Here is an 18,078-nt window from a genome sequence, read left to right on the forward strand (position 1 = left end):
TGTTATGGACGAAAAACGACTCACTCATTTGCGGCAATTGGAGGCGGAGAGTATCCATATCATCCGTGAAGTGGCCGCTGAATTCGGTAATCCGGTGATGCTCTATTCTATCGGTAAGGATTCCTCTGTGATGCTGCATTTGGCGCGCAAGGCCTTCTTCCCCGGTAATTTGCCATTCCCGTTATTGCATGTGGATACCGGTTGGAAATTCCGCGAGATGTATGAATTTCGCGACCGTACCGCTAAAGCATTTGGCTGCGAGCTACTGGTCCACCGCAACCCGGAAGGGGTAGCGATGGGCATTAACCCGTTTGTTCACGGCAGCGCCAAACACACCGATATCATGAAAACCGAAGGCTTGAAGCAAGCGCTGAACAAATATGGTTTTGATGCTGCATTTGGTGGCGCACGGCGTGACGAAGAGAAATCCCGCGCCAAAGAGCGTATTTATTCGTTCCGTGACCGCTTCCATCGCTGGGATCCAAAAAATCAGCGCCCGGAACTGTGGCACAACTACAACGGCCAAATTAACAAAGGCGAAAGTATCCGCGTGTTCCCGCTGTCCAACTGGACTGAGCTGGATATTTGGCAATATATCTTCTTGGAAAAAATCGACATTGTTCCACTGTATCTGGCAAAGCCTCGCCCGGTGGTTGAGCGTGATGGCATGTTACTGATGGTGGATGACGACCGAATTGATTTACAACCGGGTGAGGTCATTACTCAGAAGATGGTGCGTTTTCGCACCTTGGGCTGTTGGCCATTGACTGGCGCGGTAGAGTCCGAGGCTGAAACTTTACCGGCCATCATCGAAGAGATGCTTATCTCTACCACCAGTGAGCGTCAGGGGCGAATGATCGACCGTGACCAATCCGGCTCGATGGAGCTTAAAAAGCGTCAGGGATATTTCTGAGGAGCGCCCAATGAGCACGAAATTACAAGATCAGCCCGTTGTCGATGAGCTGTCAGTTTCAGAGAACAAATCGATGATTTTACAAAATACCTCTATCGCCCAGCAGATTGCCAACGAGGGTGGAGTAGAAGCTTACCTGCATGCCCAACAGCATAAAACGATGTTGCGTTTTCTGACCTGTGGCAGTGTGGATGACGGTAAGAGCACCCTGATTGGGCGTTTACTGCATGATACCCGCCAAATCTATGAAGATCAGTTATCAACGCTGCACACTGACAGTAAACGTATTGGCACTCAGGGTGAAAAATTGGATTTGGCGTTATTGGTTGATGGCTTGCAGGCCGAGCGTGAGCAGGGCATCACCATTGATGTGGCTTATCGCTATTTCTCAACCGAGAAACGCAAATTTATCATCGCGGATACACCGGGGCATGAGCAATATACCCGCAATATGGCGACCGGGGCTTCTACCTGCGATCTGGCGATTTTGTTGATCGATGCCCGCAAAGGGGTATTGGATCAAACTCGCCGTCACAGCTTTATCGCTACATTGCTGGGGATCCGCCATTTGGTAGTGGCGGTGAATAAGATGGATTTGGTGGAATATCAGGAAAGCGTCTTCGAACAATTTAAAGAAGATTACCTGAGTTTTGCCGAGCAATTACCCACGGATCTCGACATCAAGTTTGTCCCTCTATCTGCGCTGGATGGCGATAATGTGGCATCACCGAGCGAGAAAATGAATTGGTATTCCGGCCCGACACTCCTGGAAGTGCTGGAAAGTGTTGATGTGGTCAATGCCAGCCGGCAGCAGCCGCTGCGCTTCCCGGTGCAGTATGTTAACCGGCCAAACCTGGATTTTCGTGGTTATTCTGGCACCTTGTCTGCCGGTGTGGTGCGCGTTGGGCAGAGAGTAAAAGTGCTGCCGTCCGGTATGGAATCAAGTGTGGCGCGCATTGTTACTTTTGATGGTGACTTGGAGCAAGCCATCCCCGGCGAAGCCATAACCTTGGTGCTGACTGATGAAGTGGATATCAGCCGTGGCGATTTATTGGTTGATGCCAGTGAGACCTTAACAGCGGCGCAAAATGCGCTGGTGGATGTGGTGTGGATGGCGGAACAGCCGTTAGTGGCTGGACAAAGTTATGACATCAAAGTAGCGGGGAAAAAGACCCGTGCGCGGGTGGAAAATATTCAATATCAGGTGGAAATCAACTCATTGACCCAGCGGGTAGTTGACAGCCTGCCGCTTAATGGCATTGGTTTGGTTGAACTGGCATTTGATGAACCGCTGGTGCTCGACAGCTATCAACGCAATCGGGATACCGGTGGCATGATCTTTATTGATCGGCTGACTAATGTCACTGTTGGTGCAGGGTTAATTCGCGAAACGCTGGCGTCGGTTTATCAGGAAAATACTGAATTCAGTACGTTTGAGTTAGAACTGAATGCTTTGGTTCGCCGCCATTTCCCACACTGGGGCGCGCGTGATCTGTTAGGGGGTAAATAACTTGTACGCCGATCCGTTGAAAACGCATGATGTTAATGAATCGGGCGCTCTGCCGGCTGATGAGAATATCATCTGGCATCCCCATGCGGTGACCCGAGAGGATCGGGAGCAACAGCATGGGCACCAAGGGGTGGTGCTGTGGTTTACCGGTTTATCTGGCTCAGGGAAATCTACCCTTGCCGGTGCGCTGGAACAGGCACTGTTTGCTCGCGGTGTTAGCACTTACTTACTGGATGGCGACAATGTGCGCCATGGTTTATGCCGTGATTTGGGTTTTTCTGATACTGACCGGCGCGAGAATATTCGTCGCGTCGGGGAGGTGGCCAAACTGATGGTAGATGCCGGGTTGGTGGTGCTGACGGCGTTTATCTCACCTCATCGGGCTGAGCGGGAAATGGTGCGCAATATGTTGGCATCAGGCCAGTTTATTGAGGTATTTGTCGATACACCGTTGGCTATTTGTGAGGCCCGTGACCCTAAAGGTTTGTACAAAAAAGCCCGTGCTGGCGAGCTGAAAAATTTTACTGGCATTGACTCTATTTATGAATCACCCGAACACGCTGATATTCATTTGCCGGGTGAACAATTAGTAACAAATTTGATTGAACAATTGTTAGACGTACTGCGTGGTCGAGCTATTATCAAATCCTAAATGATACCCTTTGTACTTGAAGCTACAGGACCGTTAGCTGCACGCATTCACCCGAATCACTTGACTGTGTAAGCGCATCGGGATGTATTAGCTTGCTGCCTACCTGTAACGCTAATTACGCTGGGTATCTATACTAATGGCTACCGGCAAAACGCCCTTAGAGCGTGCTGGTAAACTGTGCCCACAGGATTGCTATGCAGAATATCACCCAAATTATTATCGACGAACAGCGGGAAAGGGAGGAGCCGTCATACTCCTTTCTCGGTGGCGTTACAGGCTTTGTTTTCTATTGGCTGGCGTTTGCGATACCTTTCTTTGTCTATGGTCCCAATACCGTCTTCTTCCTGCTGTACACTTGGCCGTTCTTTCTGGCGCTGATGCCGGTTTCAGTGTTGGTAGGTATTGCTTTGAGTGTGTTATCGCGCGGTAATCTCTTATTTACCATTGGTGGGAGTGGTATTGCCGTATTGTGTTTATTCTGGATGCTGTTTTCATTTCTTACTGGTTGGTGAGCAAATCGGCGGGCTATTCGGTTTCACCCGATAATAACCCGCTTCAATTTGTAACATCTTCAATGGGTAACCGTTTACCCTTGCGCTGAAAGCACCTTACTGAGAAATGCCTGAGTTCGCGGGTTAGTCGGGGCGGTAAAGATTTTTTCCGGTTGCCCCTCTTCCTGTATCACCCCTTGATCAATAAACAGCACCCGGTCGGCAACATCTCGGGCAAAGCCCATTTCATGAGTCACTACCACCATGGTCATCCCTTCCAGTGCTAATGCTTTCATCACCGCCAGCACTTCACCGACTAACTCCGGGTCCAGCGCTGAAGTCGGTTCGTCAAACAACATGATTTTAGGTTCCATTGCCAAGGCTCGGGCAATGGCGACGCGTTGCTGTTGACCGCCAGAAAGACTGCTGGGATAGGCATCAATCTTATCGAGTAATCCCACCTTGCGTAACAACAATTCAGCCCGTTCTATGGCTTGCGCTCGTGGCAGCTTTTTAACATCCATAGGTGCCATGGTTAGGTTTTCCAACACCGTCATATGAGGAAATAGATTAAAACGTTGGAACACCATGCCGACACTTTCGCGCATCCGGTTGAGATCGGTTTTCGGGTTATGGATCTCAAAACCATTAACGGTTATTTCCCCCCCGGATAACGTCTCCAACGCATTAATACAGCGCAAAAAGGTGCTTTTACCCGAACCGGATGGGCCAATGATGCAAACCACTTCTTTTGGCTGAATGTCGCAAGAAATGCCACGCAACACATGGGTTTCGCCAAATTGTTTTTGTAGGTTATGTACGTGAATCACTTTTACCGAACCTCTTTTCCATATGCCGCACTAATAGCGAAAGTAAGAATGTGATAACCCAATAAACCAGTGAGATGGTCAGGTAGGGTTCCCAATAAGTCGCATAGGCACCAGAAACAGTGCGAGCAGCATAGGCTAAGTCAGCCAGGCCAATCGCAGAGGCCAGCGATGAATCTTTTACGATAGCGATGGCATTGTTACCCAGTGGCGGTAACATCCGGCGGAAAGCCTGAGGCAGAATAACCTTGCGCATCGTTTTGCCGTAGCTCATTCCCAATGAGCGCGAGGCTTCCATCTGGCCGCGATCAATTGACTGAATACCCGCACGGAAAATCTCAGAAACATAAGCACCCGCGTTCAGCGTGATAGCCACGACGCAGGATAAAAAAGCACCGTAATCTGAGCGCAGCATTCTGGCAAAATCAGAAGACATAATGCCATTGGTGACCAGAATGCCATCCCGTGGGTTAATAAACAGTGGCACCAGCGCGAAATGCACCACCATTATTTGCACAAATAAGGGTGTGCCACGAATAGCACTAATATAGATGCGCACTGGCCATTGAACGAAATAGTACAATACTGGCTTCCAGATACCGTGAGGCGCTTGCGCCAGACGGCCCAGACCGAGGGTTAACCCCCAGGTTGTGCCCAAAATCACACAGATAATGGTGCACTTAATTGTCATCCAGGCACCGTCCATAAACAGTGGGGCGTATTCCTGAATGATTTCCCAACGAAATCCTGACATAGGGTGATCCGGTCAATCAAGCCACCGCGCATTCACGCAGCGGTGGCGTATATAAGAAAGGGTTATTTTGCTGGCTGGGTTGCGGCTGGCAGTGTTGGTACCTGTGCATCAAACCATTTTTCATAGATTTTGGCGTAAGTGCCGTCAGCAATGATTTTCTGTAAACCACTGTTGATTTTGGTGCGTAATTCTTCATTACCTTTCGCCACCGCAATACCGAAATATTGGCGCTCAAACTTGGTATCAGAAACCAGTTCAAAGGCTTTTTCCGGGTGGGTTTTCAGGTAGAACTTGGCGACACCTACATCACCTACGGCGGCAGCGATGCCATCTTCGTAGAGTTCTTGCAGCATCAGTGGCGTGTTATCAAAGCGTTTGATCGCAGTGCTGTTTTTACCCAGAACATCGGATACCACGATGTCGCCGGTGCTTGAGTTCACCACGCCAACATTCAGATCTTTCAGTGCCGCAATGGAATCAACTTTAGAGCCTTTAGCCACGACGATAGTTTGTTCGGCAGGGAAATAAGGATCTGAAAAATCAACCATTTGTTTACGTTTATCCGTAATGGTGATACCCGAAATGATGATATCGCGATCACCGGAGCCTAATGTGGCAAAAATCCCTTCCCACGGCGTATTCACCAATTTGACCTGAAAACCTTCAGCTTTACCGATAGCTTTGATGATATCTATATCAAAACCTTCCAGTTGTTTTTGGCTATTTTCATACTCAAATGGGCGGTAGGTACCACCGGAACCGACAACATAAGTCGGCTCGGCTGCAACAACGCTACCCGCAGACAATACGGCGGCCAGACAAGTTCCGACCAGCATTAAACGTTTAAACATGTGAATCTCCCGGTAAAAGTAGCAACGAGTTAAGGTAAATTTTTTATTTATGCAGTTTGAGTGCATAAAAATAAACTTTTATACCTATAAACTCAACTGTAATGGGGTTTATTTGTTTTAGGCGAGATTAAATATGCATTTTTAACTTGAGTGTTGGTATAAGCTAATGCCAAAAACAGTTTTTGCAGTGTTTATCTCTGCATGATTTGCAGGGGGGCAATAAGAGGTAGTGACAGCAGGGCTTACCGCGCACTCAAAACCAGCAATTAATGACATTTTGTAGATTTGCATGGTATTTTTGCCGGAAATCATCCTTAATCTGAGCTTTATGACCTATTTCCTTCACAGAGTGGAGTCCGACGAAAAGTTGTGGGATGATTAGGCAGTTTTTCAGGGGGCGGGAATGGGAAAACTTACACTACTATTGCTGATTTTACTTGGCTGGCTACAGTATTCACTGTGGTTGGGCAAGAATGGTGTTCATGATTTTGTTCGGGTTAAGGATGACGTGGCGCTGCAAGAGGCCAATAACGGCAAACTTAAAGCTCGGAACGATCAGCTATTTGCTGAAATTGATGATTTAAATGGTGGTCAAGAGGCTATCGAAGAACGCGCACGTAACGAACTGGGCATGATCAAGCCTGGCGAAAGTTTCTATCGTCTGGTTCCTGACCAATCCAGACGTAATGCGGGTATCCCTTCGTCGTCCAATAACGCGCAATAATAAATAATGAGTAATTTTGCAGTTTCCCTTCCTGACGTCATTGCGGTATTACCGGCTGCAGGTATTGGCAGCCGTATGCAGGCTGATTGCCCTAAACAGTATTTAACTGTGGCAGGCAAGACAATCATTGAACATGCTATTTTTTCTTTGCTTCGGCATCCACGCGTTCAGCGGATTATTGTGGCAATACATCCGCAGGACACGCAGTTTTCAACGTTACCTATTGCGCAGGACCCGCGGATCACGCTTGTTCACGGTGGTGAGCAGCGGGCTGATTCGGTGATGGCGGGCTTACAATGTGCAGGGCAGACTGAGTGGGTGCTGGTCCATGATGCGGCTCGTCCTTGTTTACATCTCGATGACCTTGAAAGGTTGCTGTCGATTATCGACCATAGCCATGTCGGGGGCATTCTGGCAGCACCAGTACGTGACACCATGAAGCGCAGTGAGGCCGTTGTCCAAATTGGCGATCATCCAGCCATTGCCCATACTGTAGATCGTCAAGCGTTGTGGCATGCCCTGACACCTCAACTTTTCCCGCTTGAGTTATTAAAAACATGCTTGGCCCGCGCCTTGCGCGAAGGGGCGGTGGTCACTGATGAAGCTTCTGCATTAGAACATTGCGGCTATCATCCGATATTAGTGTCTGGTCGTTCGGATAATATCAAAGTGACGCGCCCTGAAGATCTGGCCTTGGCCGAGTTTTATTTAACCCAACGTCAATAGCCCAACTAATGGGTGTTGCAGCCAGTAAATTCCGGCAGGCCTGGCCCAGTCATTGTGATTCTGGTGAGTAACAGCGGCTAATGCTGCTGCAACCTCAAGTAATAAAGGCATTATAAGGAGTGCAATTAATGCGAATTGGTCATGGTTTCGATGTTCATAAATTTGGCGGAGCTGGCCCACTTATTATCGGCGGTGTGCGTATCCCATATGAGATGGGCCTATTGGCACATTCCGACGGTGATGTCGCATTACATGCTGCTACCGATGCAATATTGGGGGCGGCTGCGTTAGGGGATATCGGCAAATTATTCCCTGATACCGATCCGGCATTTAAAGGTGCTGATAGCCGTGCTTTGCTGCGTGAAGCTTATCGCCGTATTCTGGCGAAAGGCTACCGGCTGGGTAATCTGGACATTACCATTATTGCCCAGGCACCTAAAATGGCCCCCCATATCCCGCAAATGCGCGTGCATTTGGCGGAAGACCTACAATGTCATATGGATGATATCAACGTAAAAGCCACCACCACGGAACAACTTGGTTTTACTGGCCGTGGTGAAGGTATTGCATGTGAAGCCGTGGCGCTTTTGGTTAAAGCATAACAGGGTTAAGGCATAACGATGGACATGGAAAATCTAACCTGGCTGCACGGCAAACCCAAAGCGAGTGGCATTTTAAAAGCCAATCCCGAAGATTTTGTGGTGGTTGAGGACTTAGGCTTTGAACCTGATGGTGAAGGCGAACATTTGCTGATCCGTATTCGCAAAAATGGCTGTAATACGCAATTTGTTGCTGACTATCTGGCGCGTTTTGCCAAGCTTCATCCGCGTTTAGTGAGCTATGCGGGTTTGAAAGATCGCCACGCTGTCACAGAGCAGTGGTTCTGCTTGCACCTACCGGGCAAAGAAGCACCAGATCTCGCTACGTTCGAGCTGGAAGGGTGTGAAGTGCTGGAAGCAGTGCGGCAGAAACGTAAGCTGCGTATCGGTTCACTGAAAGGCAATGCTTTTACCCTGGTGTTGCGTCATATCACTGATCGTCAGGATGTAGAACAACGGTTGCAGCAGATTGCCGCACAGGGAGTGCCCAACTATTTTGGCAGCCAACGGTTTGGCCGTGGTGGTAATAATCTGGTGCAGGCTCGTCTGTGGGCGAATAATGAAATTCGGGTCAAAGAGCGCAGTAAACGCAGCTTTTACTTGTCCGCTAGCCGTAGTGCGATGTTCAACCTGATTAGCAGTTGCCGTCTGGCGCAACAGCAAGCAACCACGGTGCTGACAGGCGATGCTTTACAGTTATCTGGTCGTGGCAGTTGGTTTGTGGCCAGTGCTGATGAATTGGTGGCGTTACAGCAGCGTGTTGATGCGGGTGAATTGAATGTGACGGCCCCACTGCCAGGCGACGGCGAACTGGGAACGCAGGATGAAGCATTGGCTTTTGAGCAGTCATGTATCGCGGATCAAAGTGAATTACTGGCGTTGATTAAGCGTGAACGTGTTGAGGCTGCTCGCCGGGCTGTACTGCTAAAGCCACAGAATATGGTGTGGAGCTGGTGGGATGACGTAACCCTTGAACTCAGCTTCTGGCTACCCGCGGGCAGTTTTGCCACCAGTGTGGTAAGAGAAATAATGAATCAGGATAATGCCGATGCTGCGGATATTGCTGAGTAACGACGACGGTATTTCTGCGCCAGGGATACAAGCGCTCGCCGCTGCATTGCGCGAGTTTGCGCAGGTACAAATCGTCGCCCCAGATCGTAATCGCAGCGGTTCTTCCAATGCACTGACTTTGGACTGTGCACTACGCATTACCACATTATCCAATGGCGATATTGCCGTGCAGCAAGGTACTCCGACAGATTGTGTCTATCTTGGGGTAAATGCGTTAATGCGCCCCCGGCCTGACATTGTGGTTTCCGGTATCAACGCAGGCCCGAACCTGGGGGATGATGTTATCTATTCCGGCACGGTGGCCGCCGCAATGGAAGGGCGGCATTTAGGCTTTCCTGCTCTGGCGGTGTCACTCAACGGCCATCAGCATTATGCTACGGCAGCAGCAGTCACTTGCCGTTTATTGCGTGCTTTACAACAAAAGCCGTTGCGTACCGGTAAGATACTTAATATTAATGTACCTGACTTACCCTTATCTGAAATTAAAGGTATTCGAGTTACACGTTGTGGTAGTCGCCATCCAGCAGAGCAGGTATTTTGTCAGCAGGACCCACGGGGGCAAGATCTCTATTGGATTGGACCGCCGGGGGAGAAATTTGATGTAGCACCGGACACTGATTTTGCTGCGATTGAACAAGGTTATGTTTCTATAACACCACTTCAAGTTGATTTAACCGCCTATGCGGCGCAAGACGTGGTTGAAAACTGGTTAGCCAACATTACTGGTTAAAACACCTAGGGTGACGAGGAATGGTAAATAAACGCATGCAGACATTGTTGATGCTGTTACGTCAGCAAGGTATTCACGACGAGCGCTTGTTACAAGCGATCGAAGCGGTGCCGCGCGAGCGTTTTGTTGATGAGGCGTTGTCCCATAAGGCATATGAGAATACAGCTCTACCTATAGGTTCAGGGCAAACTATTTCTCAGCCGTACATGGTGGCACGGATGACCGAATTGTTGCAATTGACACCGACTTCTCGGGTATTAGAGATAGGTACCGGTTCTGGCTATCAGACCGCAATTTTGGCGCATTTAGTCGAACATGTCTGTTCAGTTGAACGAATCAAAGGGTTACAGTGGCAGGCAAAACGTCGCCTAAAGCAACTGGATCTGCATAATGTCTCTACCCGCCATGGTGATGGCTGGTTAGGTTGGGCATCACGCGGGCCATTTGATGCGATCATTGTCACAGCAGCTCCGCCAGAAATTCCAAGTGCCTTACTTGAACAATTGGATGAAGGTGGGATATTAGTTCTTCCCGTTGGGGAGCAGGCTCAAACCTTGAAATGTGTGCAACGCCGTAACAATGAATTCCAAATTGAGACGGTAGAGGCCGTGCGTTTTGTTCCTTTGGTTAAAGGTGAATTGGCCTGAATAAATGCCTTTAGACCCATCATACTTCAAGCTGCATGTGCGTTGGCTGCGCTCAATTGCCGCCTTCCTGCAACTTGAATTATTTAGGGTATATTTCAGTCTTAATCTTTAACTAAAGTCGAAGTGCAGTTTTTTTGTGCTAAAGATTGGCCGAAAATCAGTAATATAAATTTTATGGTATGGCAGGCGCGGTATTGATAGCATGCGCGCTTCTGTATCTTGTTTCTTCAGTGCGAGTCAGCATGTGTCTTGCCTGCGCTGTGGAACCTTTTAATACTCGAAAATGAGTGGAATAGTCGTATTCGGCATGGCGTTTTAACAGTCGTTAACTGACCACTTTAACTACAGTGTAAAAGGTATTTTGGATATATCGCTTATTATTGCTGTCATGGGGGAAGCATGAGCACGGGAAGCCCAATGATTACATTACGCCGGGTAGCGGCATGTACGGTTATGAGTTTATGGTTGGTAGGTTGTAGTAATGACTCCTCAACATCTGCGCCAATCAGCAGTGTTGGCGGTGATCGTTCAGGGACCATGCTAAGTGGCTCGGATACGAATAGTTCCGGTAGCCGCATCGTTTATAACCGTAGTTACAACAGTATCCCCAAAGGAAGTTACAACGGTAATACCTATACCGTTAAGCGTGGTGACACGCTGTTTTATATTGCCTGGATAACCGGGAATGACTTCCGTGACCTGGCAGCAAAAAACAATATTGCTGAGCCATATAGCCTGAATGTTGGACAATCTATCCAGTTGGGTAATGGGTCGGGTGGTGGAATGTTAGCCGCGACCGATGCCACATCAGGTGGAATGACAAAACCGCCGGCAAATATTCAGAACACAACTACAACGGTTGATTCTCAATCAACTAGCGCGTATTCTGGAAACTCGGGTAAACAGAATGTTGGTAAAATGTTACCAGCGTCAGGGGCAGTTGTCGCTACAACCGCACCTGTTACCGCGCCAAGCAGTACCATCAGTGATCCAACCAGTAATGGTGGTCCAGTCAGTAGCTGGAAATGGCCAACTGAAGGTAAAACGATCGATAGCTTCTCGGCTTCCGAAGGGGGCAATAAAGGGATAGATATCGCCGGTTCTCGTGGGCAACCCATCTTCGCTACAGCAAACGGGCGAGTTGTGTATGCTGGGAACGCACTGCGTGGTTACGGTAATCTTATTATCATCAAACATAATGATGATTACCTGAGCGCCTACGCTCATAACGATACAATGCTGGTCCGGGAACAAGAAGAAGTGAAGGCGGGTCAAAAAATAGCAACCATGGGTAGCACCGGAACCAGTTCAGTTAGATTGCATTTTGAAATTCGTTACAAGGGGAAATCCGTAAACCCGCTGCGTTACCTTCCGCAGCGATAGATTGGGCAGAATACGCTGTATTCTGCTCGCCGGATTCACGGGTAGGAGCAGCATATGAGCCAAAATACGCTGAAAGTTAACGAGTTGCATGAAGATGCTGATTTTGATGAAAACAGTACGGAAACTGAAATTTTCGATGAAAAAGCATTAGTAGAGGATGAACCTACTGAAAGCGAGTTAGCAGAAGATGAGCTGTTGGCGCAAGGTGTTACCCAGCGAGTGCTGGACGCGACGCAGCTCTATCTTGGTGAGATTGGTTATTCGCCGCTGTTAACCGCAGAAGAAGAGGTTTATTTTGCCCGGCGTGCATTGCGCGGTGATGTGCCTTCACGTCGGCGTATGATTGAAAGTAACTTGCGGTTGGTGGTGAAGATCGCCCGCCGTTACAGTAATCGCGGTTTAGCACTGCTGGATTTGATTGAAGAGGGAAACCTCGGTCTTATTCGGGCGGTGGAAAAATTTGATCCTGAACGCGGTTTCCGTTTCTCCACTTATGCCACTTGGTGGATTCGTCAAACGATTGAACGGGCGATAATGAACCAAACCCGGACCATCCGTTTACCTATCCATATCGTTAAAGAATTAAACGTTTATTTGCGTACTGCACGAGAACTTTCTCATAAATTGGATCATGAACCGAGCGCTGAAGAGATTGCTGAGCAACTCGACAAACCGGTTGATGACGTGAGCCGTATGTTACGTCTGAACGAACGTATCACTTCTGTTGATACACCGTTAGGCGGCGACTCAGAGAAAGCCTTGTTAGATATTCTGTCCGACGAAAATGAAAATGGTCCAGAAGATACAACGCAAGATGACGATATGAAGCAAAGTATCGTTAAATGGCTGTTTGAATTGAATGCTAAACAGCGCGAAGTGCTGGCCCGTCGTTTTGGTCTTTTAGGATATGAAGCAGCAACGCTGGAAGATGTTGGCCGTGAAATTGGTTTGACGCGTGAGCGTGTCCGCCAGATTCAGGTTGAAGGCTTACGTCGTTTGCGGGAAATTTTGCAAACACAAGGCTTGAGCATTGAGGCGTTGTTCCGTGAATAAATTTACCCGCCTTTCTGCAACACGAAATAGTTAGGGTATAGATAGTTATTCTTATAAAACACAAAAACGGTGAACAGATGTTCACCGTTTTTTTATGCCCGTTTACACCATATTCTTCAGGCGATAAATCCATTCCAATGCCTGACGTGGTGATAGTGAGTCTGGATCCAGTGCTTCCAATGCTTCAACCGCAGGTGGTGTCTCTTCATTTAACAACGTCAGTTGTGAGCCATCAATCTTACTGGCTGCGGCATTATTAGACAGGGACTCCAGCTCTTTCAGTTTTTGCCGTGCCCGCTTAATCACATCACGTGGTACACCGGCCAGGGCTGCGACTGCCAGACCATAACTTTTACTGGCTGCCCCATCCTGCACACTGTGCATGAAGGCGATAGTTTCGCCATGTTCCAGAGCATCAAGGTGGACGTTTACCACACCTTCCATTTTTTCCGGTAGGGTGGTTAACTCAAAGTAATGAGTGGCGAACAGCGTCATCGCTTTAATACGGCTCGCCAGATTTTCAGCACAAGCCCAGGCCAATGAAAGGCCATCATAAGTGGATGTACCGCGACCAATCTCATCCATCAGCACCAGACTTTGCTCCGTGGCGTTATGCAGGATATTGGCTGTTTCCGTCATTTCGACCATGAAGGTGGAACGGCCTGAAGCCAGATCGTCAGCGGCACCTACGCGGGTAAATATGCGATCAACCGGGCCAATGATAGCGCTTTCCGCCGGAACATAACTCCCCATGTGTGCCAACAAAACTATTAAGGCTGTTTGGCGCATATAGGTACTTTTACCCCCCATATTCGGGCCGGTAATGATCAGCATCCGCCGCTGAGGTGATAACGTCAGCGGGTTAGAAATAAAGGGCTCACTGAGAACCTGCTCGACGACCGGGTGGCGGCCAGCAGTAATTTTAATCCCCGGTTTATCACTCAGGGTTGGGCAGTTGTAGTTGAGTGTTTCCGCTCTTTCAGCCAGATTCGCCAGTACATCCAGTTCCGCCAACGCATTAGCACTGATTTGCAATTCAGGCAGATGTGGCAACAGAAGATCGAAAATCTCTTCATATAACCCTTTTTCAATCGCCAGCGCTTTGCCTTTAGAGGTCAGAACCTTGTCTTCATACTCTTTCAGTTCTGGAATGATATAGCGCTCAGCATTCTTCAGGGTTTGTCTACGGACATAATGAATCGGAACCAAGTGGCTCTGACCACGACTTACCTGAATGTAATAGCCGTGGACGCCATTAAAACCGACCTTCAGTGTATCCAGGCCCAGCTTTTCACGCTCACGGATCTCCAGCCGATCCAGATAATCGGTAGCACCATCGGCCAGAGCTCGCCATTCATCTAGTTCAGCATTATAACCCGGCGCAATGACACCACCATCACGTACTAACACTGGCGGTGCTTCTACAATTGCCCGTACCAACAGATCCTGTAATTCATCAAACTGACCGACTTGTGACAGCAAATTTTGCACGTGGGGAACATCCACCGATTGCAGTAGACGGTGAATCTCCGGCAATTGCTGGAAAGCATGGCGCATCCGCGCTAAATCTCTTGGGCGCGCAGTGCGCAGCGCCAAACGAGCCAGAATACGTTCTAAGTCGCCTACCTGACGCAACGGCGTTTGCAGTTCGGCGGTGATATCTTGCAAGCCGCCGATTGCTTGTTGGCGATCGCTTAATACCTTGATATCGCGCACCGGCATATGCAGCCAGCGTTTTAGCATGCGGCTGCCCATTGCGGTCACACTGCAATCGAGAATAGCAGCTAACGTATTTTCAGACCCACCAGACAGGTTCTGGGTCAGTTCAAGGTTACGACGGGTCGCGGCATCCATCACAATGCCATCTTGCTGGCGCTCCATGGTTAAACCGCGGATATGGGGTAGAGAGGTACGTTGGGTATCTTTGACATATTGCAGTAGGCAACCCGCAGCGCGCAGTGCCTGATGGGCCTGCTCTACACCAAACCCGATTAAATCACGGGTGCCGAATTGCAGATTAAGCTGCTGGCGGGCGGTTTCTAGCTCAAACTCCCATAATGGACGGCGGCGCAAGCCATGCCGGTGTTCTATCAACGACATCTGCTCAAAGTTTTCTGGGTAAAGTAACTCTGCGGGATGCGTTCGCTGCAACTCGGCAGCCATGGTTTCAAGATCTGCGGGTTCCGCAACCCTAAAGCGACCGGAACTGATATCTAACGTCGCATAGCCAAAACCGCGCGCATCCTGCCAGATAGCCGCCAGCAGATTATCCTGACGTTCTTGTAGCAGAGCTTCATCACTGACAGTACCTGGTGTCACGATACGCACTACTTTACGCTCAACTGGCCCTTTACTGGTGGCGGGATCACCGATTTGCTCGCAAATTGCGGCAGATTCACCTAACTGGACCAGCTTCGCCAGATAGTTTTCTATCGAATGATAAGGTACCCCAGCCATCGGAATAGGCCCACCAGCGGAGGCTCCGCGTTTAGTGAGTGAGATATCCAGTAGCTGTGAAGCTCGCTTGGCATCACTGTAGAACAGTTCGTAAAAATCCCCCATCCGGTAGAACAATAGAATGTCAGGATGCTGGGCCTTGAGCCGAAGATACTGCTGCATCATCGGGGTGTGAGAATCGAGTTTATCGGTATTATTCATGTGGTTATGATTTATAGTCCATTGAATTTAAAGTTAATTGTGATTTTTATTATTATCGTTAGCTATCACATGATTTTACGGTTAACACGGAAATCTCGCCATCAATGCCGGCACAACAGCCGATAAAAATAAGCTATGAGCTTGAAACAGAAGGGGATGTAATTACAACCATTCATCAAGTCCTTTTTCCAGCCGATATACTAGCCCAGCAGCCCCAAAACTGACATAGGTAAAACTCGAGGCTGCCCGCAAACGGTGTAATAAGCCCCTTGATTTAGGGGCCAGGTGATTTGTGATTGCTGATAAGGTCGGCACTATTGAAAGGCCGGGTTGGCGGGGAATAAAGCGCGAGCAGTTTGGTACAATTGGTCGGCGTAAGCTGTTTCCTTCTGATACCGAGCAATCATGATCAGACTTTGATAAACATTCGGATCATTGTGTAATTGAATATACTGCTCGGCCCATACCCTAAATTGGCGCAATAACATGGGGTCAGGATGCTGGTTAAATTGCAATAATAGATTAATATTTCTTATGTATTGATACCTTTCCCACTGGATATAGGGATTGGTCAGGCTATCTAAAGGCTGCATGTTAACCAAGCCACTTCTCTCGGCCAGTGTGAGTACCCGGCCAGTTTTAAAGCCTGTCACCATAAACACCAGTGTGCATAGCGCCGATAAAATCACGGCAGTGTGCAGCCAGCGTTGCCAGCGAGTTGACTTCGATGTGGTGGGTTGCAGCATATCTTCTGTGACCATTAGGCGGCCAAGTAAAATCAGCACCAGCCAGTGGGCTGCTGATTGATACAGAGGGAACTCCGTCATCAAATGCAACGCGATCGGCAACGTGAGAACCCACAGAGGGAAAACGGTTTTTGGTTGCATTAAGAGTGGCTTCACATAGCCGATAGCCAATAGCAACATCCCGATCAGTGCGGCAATGCCACCCTCAACCCAACCATAAAGCACTTCATTATGAGGGTGGGAAGGATAAGTTAAGTAAGTCGGTACCCGCCAGTGCTGCGCCAATTCATGGGCAAAACTTGACTCAAAGCTACCATATCCCCAACCCTGCCATGGGTGCTGCTGTATCATCTGCCAGGTATATTGCAGTATCAGCCAGCGCTCGGTGTTGCTGGCATCTTTGGATACATGCATACCGATATTCATCTGTTCCAACAGATAAACGGCGACCAGTAAACTTAGCAGGCTACTCAGCCACACCCAGGCTATCTGTCGCTGACGCCAGTAATATAGCGACAGTAATAGCAAAGTTGTTATCCCGCCAACCCAACCTATCCTTGATTGCAACAGCACCAATAAGCCTGGGAATAGCAGCAGGGTAAGTGTGCTGATGCCTCGAACGGCCCGGTTGCTTGATAACATAAACAGATAGATTGCAATGCTATAACCGGTTGCCAGGTAACTGGCCAGTACATTGGTTTGCTGGAATATGCCATAAGGCCGCTGTGCACTATCAAATTCCATCCAATTATCGGATGTAAAAACAAAAAATTGCAACAGAGTCAGCACAGCTTGCCCCCAGGCCGACAAGAGGATGATCACCAGCCATCTCTGTCGCAGGGCTACATTCAGTTTCAGGCGGAACAACCCCAGTAGCAGTATTATCCCACCCCACAGGCCTAAAATCCGCGGTAACCAGGCAACGACATGCTGTAATGAGGCAGGAAATAGCCCCGGCAGGCTTATCATCAAGGCGCCAAACAGCAGCCACAAACGGCCAGGAGAATTTACACGCTGAGTGGCTTCAGTATGGGGTAAATAGAGTGTTATTGTCAGCAGTGCCATCATGGCCCAGATGACTATATTGGCAGGAAGATGAAGCCCAGCCCCTCCTCGGTTGATTTCATAGTGCATCATGGTGACAAAGGTAATGGACATCAGCGCCATAACAACAAGGTTGAGCACTGGTACTGAAAGAGTGGGTCTTATAGATGGGGGTAAACAAAGTTTCATTTTTCTATCAACAAGTTACATATATAGCTAACATCCTGTTGTACGGAAACAGGTTAACTAATTGTCCAATATTGGGGTTATAACAGCTCAATGGGATAGTGTCTGGCAGCAATTAAAGCTGACTCTTTATCGCTATTCGAATCTATCTCGTTGAAAAATAATGTCTTTACCCTAAGATGATGGCCGTTTCATTTTTTTTCTGGCTGAGTAACAAACCAGCGTAATGAGTTCATCACTTTGGTTTCTGACATTCTGGCCCTGTCTTCCTCTACTAGCTTCATTAATACTAATCTTGCCGTATAAATATCCAGGTGCGCTTTATCGGCAAGTTCTCTGGTTTTTGGCCAATTGATAACAGGTGGTGGCGACTCAGTAAACTGCTCCATTAACGAATTACAGTGGTCCTCCAGGATACCCATCACTTCTTCTTTTCTCTGATTCTTCGGTTTCATTGTTATTTACCCTATTAAGTTTATATGTTGAGAATGTATAACTTTAAATTTCCTATAT

18 protein-coding genes are annotated in these 18,078 nt (G+C 48.4%); 12 read left to right on the forward strand and 6 right to left on the reverse strand.

What is annotated here, in order from left to right:
* The first annotated feature begins 4 nt into the window (after window positions 1-4).
* The 4 genes from cysD (at window position 5) to V1952_RS01945 (ending at window position 3,587) form a co-directional block, all read left to right on the forward strand.
* Window positions 5-913: a sulfate adenylyltransferase subunit CysD gene (gene cysD / locus V1952_RS01930; protein WP_004706274.1), complete on the forward strand. Its 909-nt coding sequence runs from the start codon at window positions 5-7 to the stop codon at window positions 911-913.
* Between the two features lie 10 nt (window positions 914-923).
* On the forward strand, window positions 924-2,423 hold the full coding sequence (gene cysN / locus V1952_RS01935) for a sulfate adenylyltransferase subunit CysN (protein ID WP_420070879.1): 1,500 nt from the start codon (window positions 924-926) through the stop codon (window positions 2,421-2,423).
* A gap of 1 nt (window position 2,424) precedes the next feature.
* Entirely contained in the window at window positions 2,425-3,075 is a 651-nt protein-coding gene (cysC, locus tag V1952_RS01940) for an adenylyl-sulfate kinase (RefSeq protein WP_372558061.1), read from the forward strand.
* Between the two features lie 194 nt (window positions 3,076-3,269).
* Complete coding sequence (locus tag V1952_RS01945; protein ID WP_083160403.1) at window positions 3,270-3,587, forward strand: DUF3561 family protein; 318 nt, start codon at window positions 3,270-3,272, stop codon at window positions 3,585-3,587.
* A 74-nt stretch (window positions 3,588-3,661) separates the two neighbouring features.
* Here V1952_RS01945 and V1952_RS01950 read toward each other — a convergent pair whose 3' ends face one another.
* From V1952_RS01950 to V1952_RS01960, 3 genes are all read right to left on the reverse strand, one after another.
* On the reverse strand, window positions 3,662-4,396 hold the full coding sequence (locus V1952_RS01950) for an amino acid ABC transporter ATP-binding protein (protein ID WP_372558062.1): 735 nt from the start codon (window positions 4,394-4,396) through the stop codon (window positions 3,662-3,664).
* Window positions 4,380-5,147, reverse strand: coding sequence for an amino acid ABC transporter permease (locus tag V1952_RS01955; protein ID WP_005181636.1), 768 nt, complete (start codon window positions 5,145-5,147; stop codon window positions 4,380-4,382). The genes V1952_RS01950 and V1952_RS01955 overlap by 17 nt, the downstream gene beginning before the upstream one ends.
* 62 nt (window positions 5,148-5,209) lie before the next feature.
* A complete protein-coding gene (locus V1952_RS01960) occupies window positions 5,210-5,998 on the reverse strand; it encodes a basic amino acid ABC transporter substrate-binding protein (protein WP_372558063.1) in 789 nt (262 codons plus the stop codon).
* A gap of 403 nt (window positions 5,999-6,401) precedes the next feature.
* Between V1952_RS01960 and ftsB the strand changes: the two genes are divergently transcribed.
* The 8 genes from ftsB (at window position 6,402) to rpoS (ending at window position 12,931) form a co-directional block, all read left to right on the forward strand.
* The gene (ftsB, locus tag V1952_RS01965) at window positions 6,402-6,722 is read left to right on the forward strand and encodes a cell division protein FtsB (protein WP_083160397.1); all 321 of its coding nucleotides are present in this window, start codon (window positions 6,402-6,404) and stop codon (window positions 6,720-6,722) included.
* A 6-nt stretch (window positions 6,723-6,728) separates the two neighbouring features.
* Complete coding sequence (gene ispD, locus V1952_RS01970) at window positions 6,729-7,448, forward strand: 2-C-methyl-D-erythritol 4-phosphate cytidylyltransferase (RefSeq protein ID WP_372558064.1); 720 nt, start codon at window positions 6,729-6,731, stop codon at window positions 7,446-7,448.
* A gap of 128 nt (window positions 7,449-7,576) precedes the next feature.
* Window positions 7,577-8,050, forward strand: coding sequence for a 2-C-methyl-D-erythritol 2,4-cyclodiphosphate synthase (gene ispF / locus V1952_RS01975; protein WP_083160395.1), 474 nt, complete (start codon window positions 7,577-7,579; stop codon window positions 8,048-8,050).
* An 18-nt stretch (window positions 8,051-8,068) separates the two neighbouring features.
* Window positions 8,069-9,118, forward strand: coding sequence for a tRNA pseudouridine(13) synthase TruD (gene truD / locus V1952_RS01980; RefSeq protein ID WP_420070881.1), 1,050 nt, complete (start codon window positions 8,069-8,071; stop codon window positions 9,116-9,118).
* On the forward strand, window positions 9,096-9,848 hold the full coding sequence (gene surE, locus V1952_RS01985) for a 5'/3'-nucleotidase SurE (RefSeq protein ID WP_083160391.1): 753 nt from the start codon (window positions 9,096-9,098) through the stop codon (window positions 9,846-9,848). The genes truD and surE overlap by 23 nt, the downstream gene beginning before the upstream one ends.
* A 20-nt stretch (window positions 9,849-9,868) precedes the next feature.
* The gene (locus tag V1952_RS01990) at window positions 9,869-10,495 is read left to right on the forward strand and encodes a protein-L-isoaspartate(D-aspartate) O-methyltransferase (RefSeq protein ID WP_050086457.1); all 627 of its coding nucleotides are present in this window, start codon (window positions 9,869-9,871) and stop codon (window positions 10,493-10,495) included.
* 417 nt (window positions 10,496-10,912) lie between these two features.
* On the forward strand, window positions 10,913-11,878 hold the full coding sequence (nlpD, locus tag V1952_RS01995) for a murein hydrolase activator NlpD (protein ID WP_372559824.1): 966 nt from the start codon (window positions 10,913-10,915) through the stop codon (window positions 11,876-11,878).
* Window positions 11,879-11,932: 54 nt separating this feature from the next.
* Window positions 11,933-12,931 (forward strand): RNA polymerase sigma factor RpoS, encoded by a 999-nt coding sequence (rpoS, locus tag V1952_RS02000; RefSeq protein WP_019210991.1) that lies wholly within the window; start codon window positions 11,933-11,935, stop codon window positions 12,929-12,931.
* 102 nt (window positions 12,932-13,033) lie between these two features.
* On the opposite strand, the gene mutS is transcribed toward rpoS, so the two are convergent.
* The 3 genes from mutS to V1952_RS02015 all read right to left on the reverse strand — a co-directional run bounded on the left by mutS (window position 13,034) and on the right by V1952_RS02015 (window position 18,020).
* On the reverse strand, window positions 13,034-15,589 hold the full coding sequence (mutS, locus tag V1952_RS02005) for a DNA mismatch repair protein MutS (protein WP_420074252.1): 2,556 nt from the start codon (window positions 15,587-15,589) through the stop codon (window positions 13,034-13,036).
* Between the two features lie 314 nt (window positions 15,590-15,903).
* A complete protein-coding gene (locus V1952_RS02010; protein WP_420074253.1) occupies window positions 15,904-17,493 on the reverse strand; it encodes a Wzy polymerase domain-containing protein in 1,590 nt (529 codons plus the stop codon).
* A gap of 263 nt (window positions 17,494-17,756) precedes the next feature.
* Window positions 17,757-18,020: a faeA-like family protein gene (locus V1952_RS02015; protein WP_083160383.1), complete on the reverse strand. Its 264-nt coding sequence runs from the start codon at window positions 18,018-18,020 to the stop codon at window positions 17,757-17,759.
* Window positions 18,021-18,078: the final 58 nt, after the last annotated feature.

Source organism: Yersinia sp. 2542 StPb PI, from assembly GCF_048593855.1.
Classification (GTDB): domain Bacteria; phylum Pseudomonadota; class Gammaproteobacteria; order Enterobacterales; family Enterobacteriaceae; genus Yersinia; species Yersinia enterocolitica_E.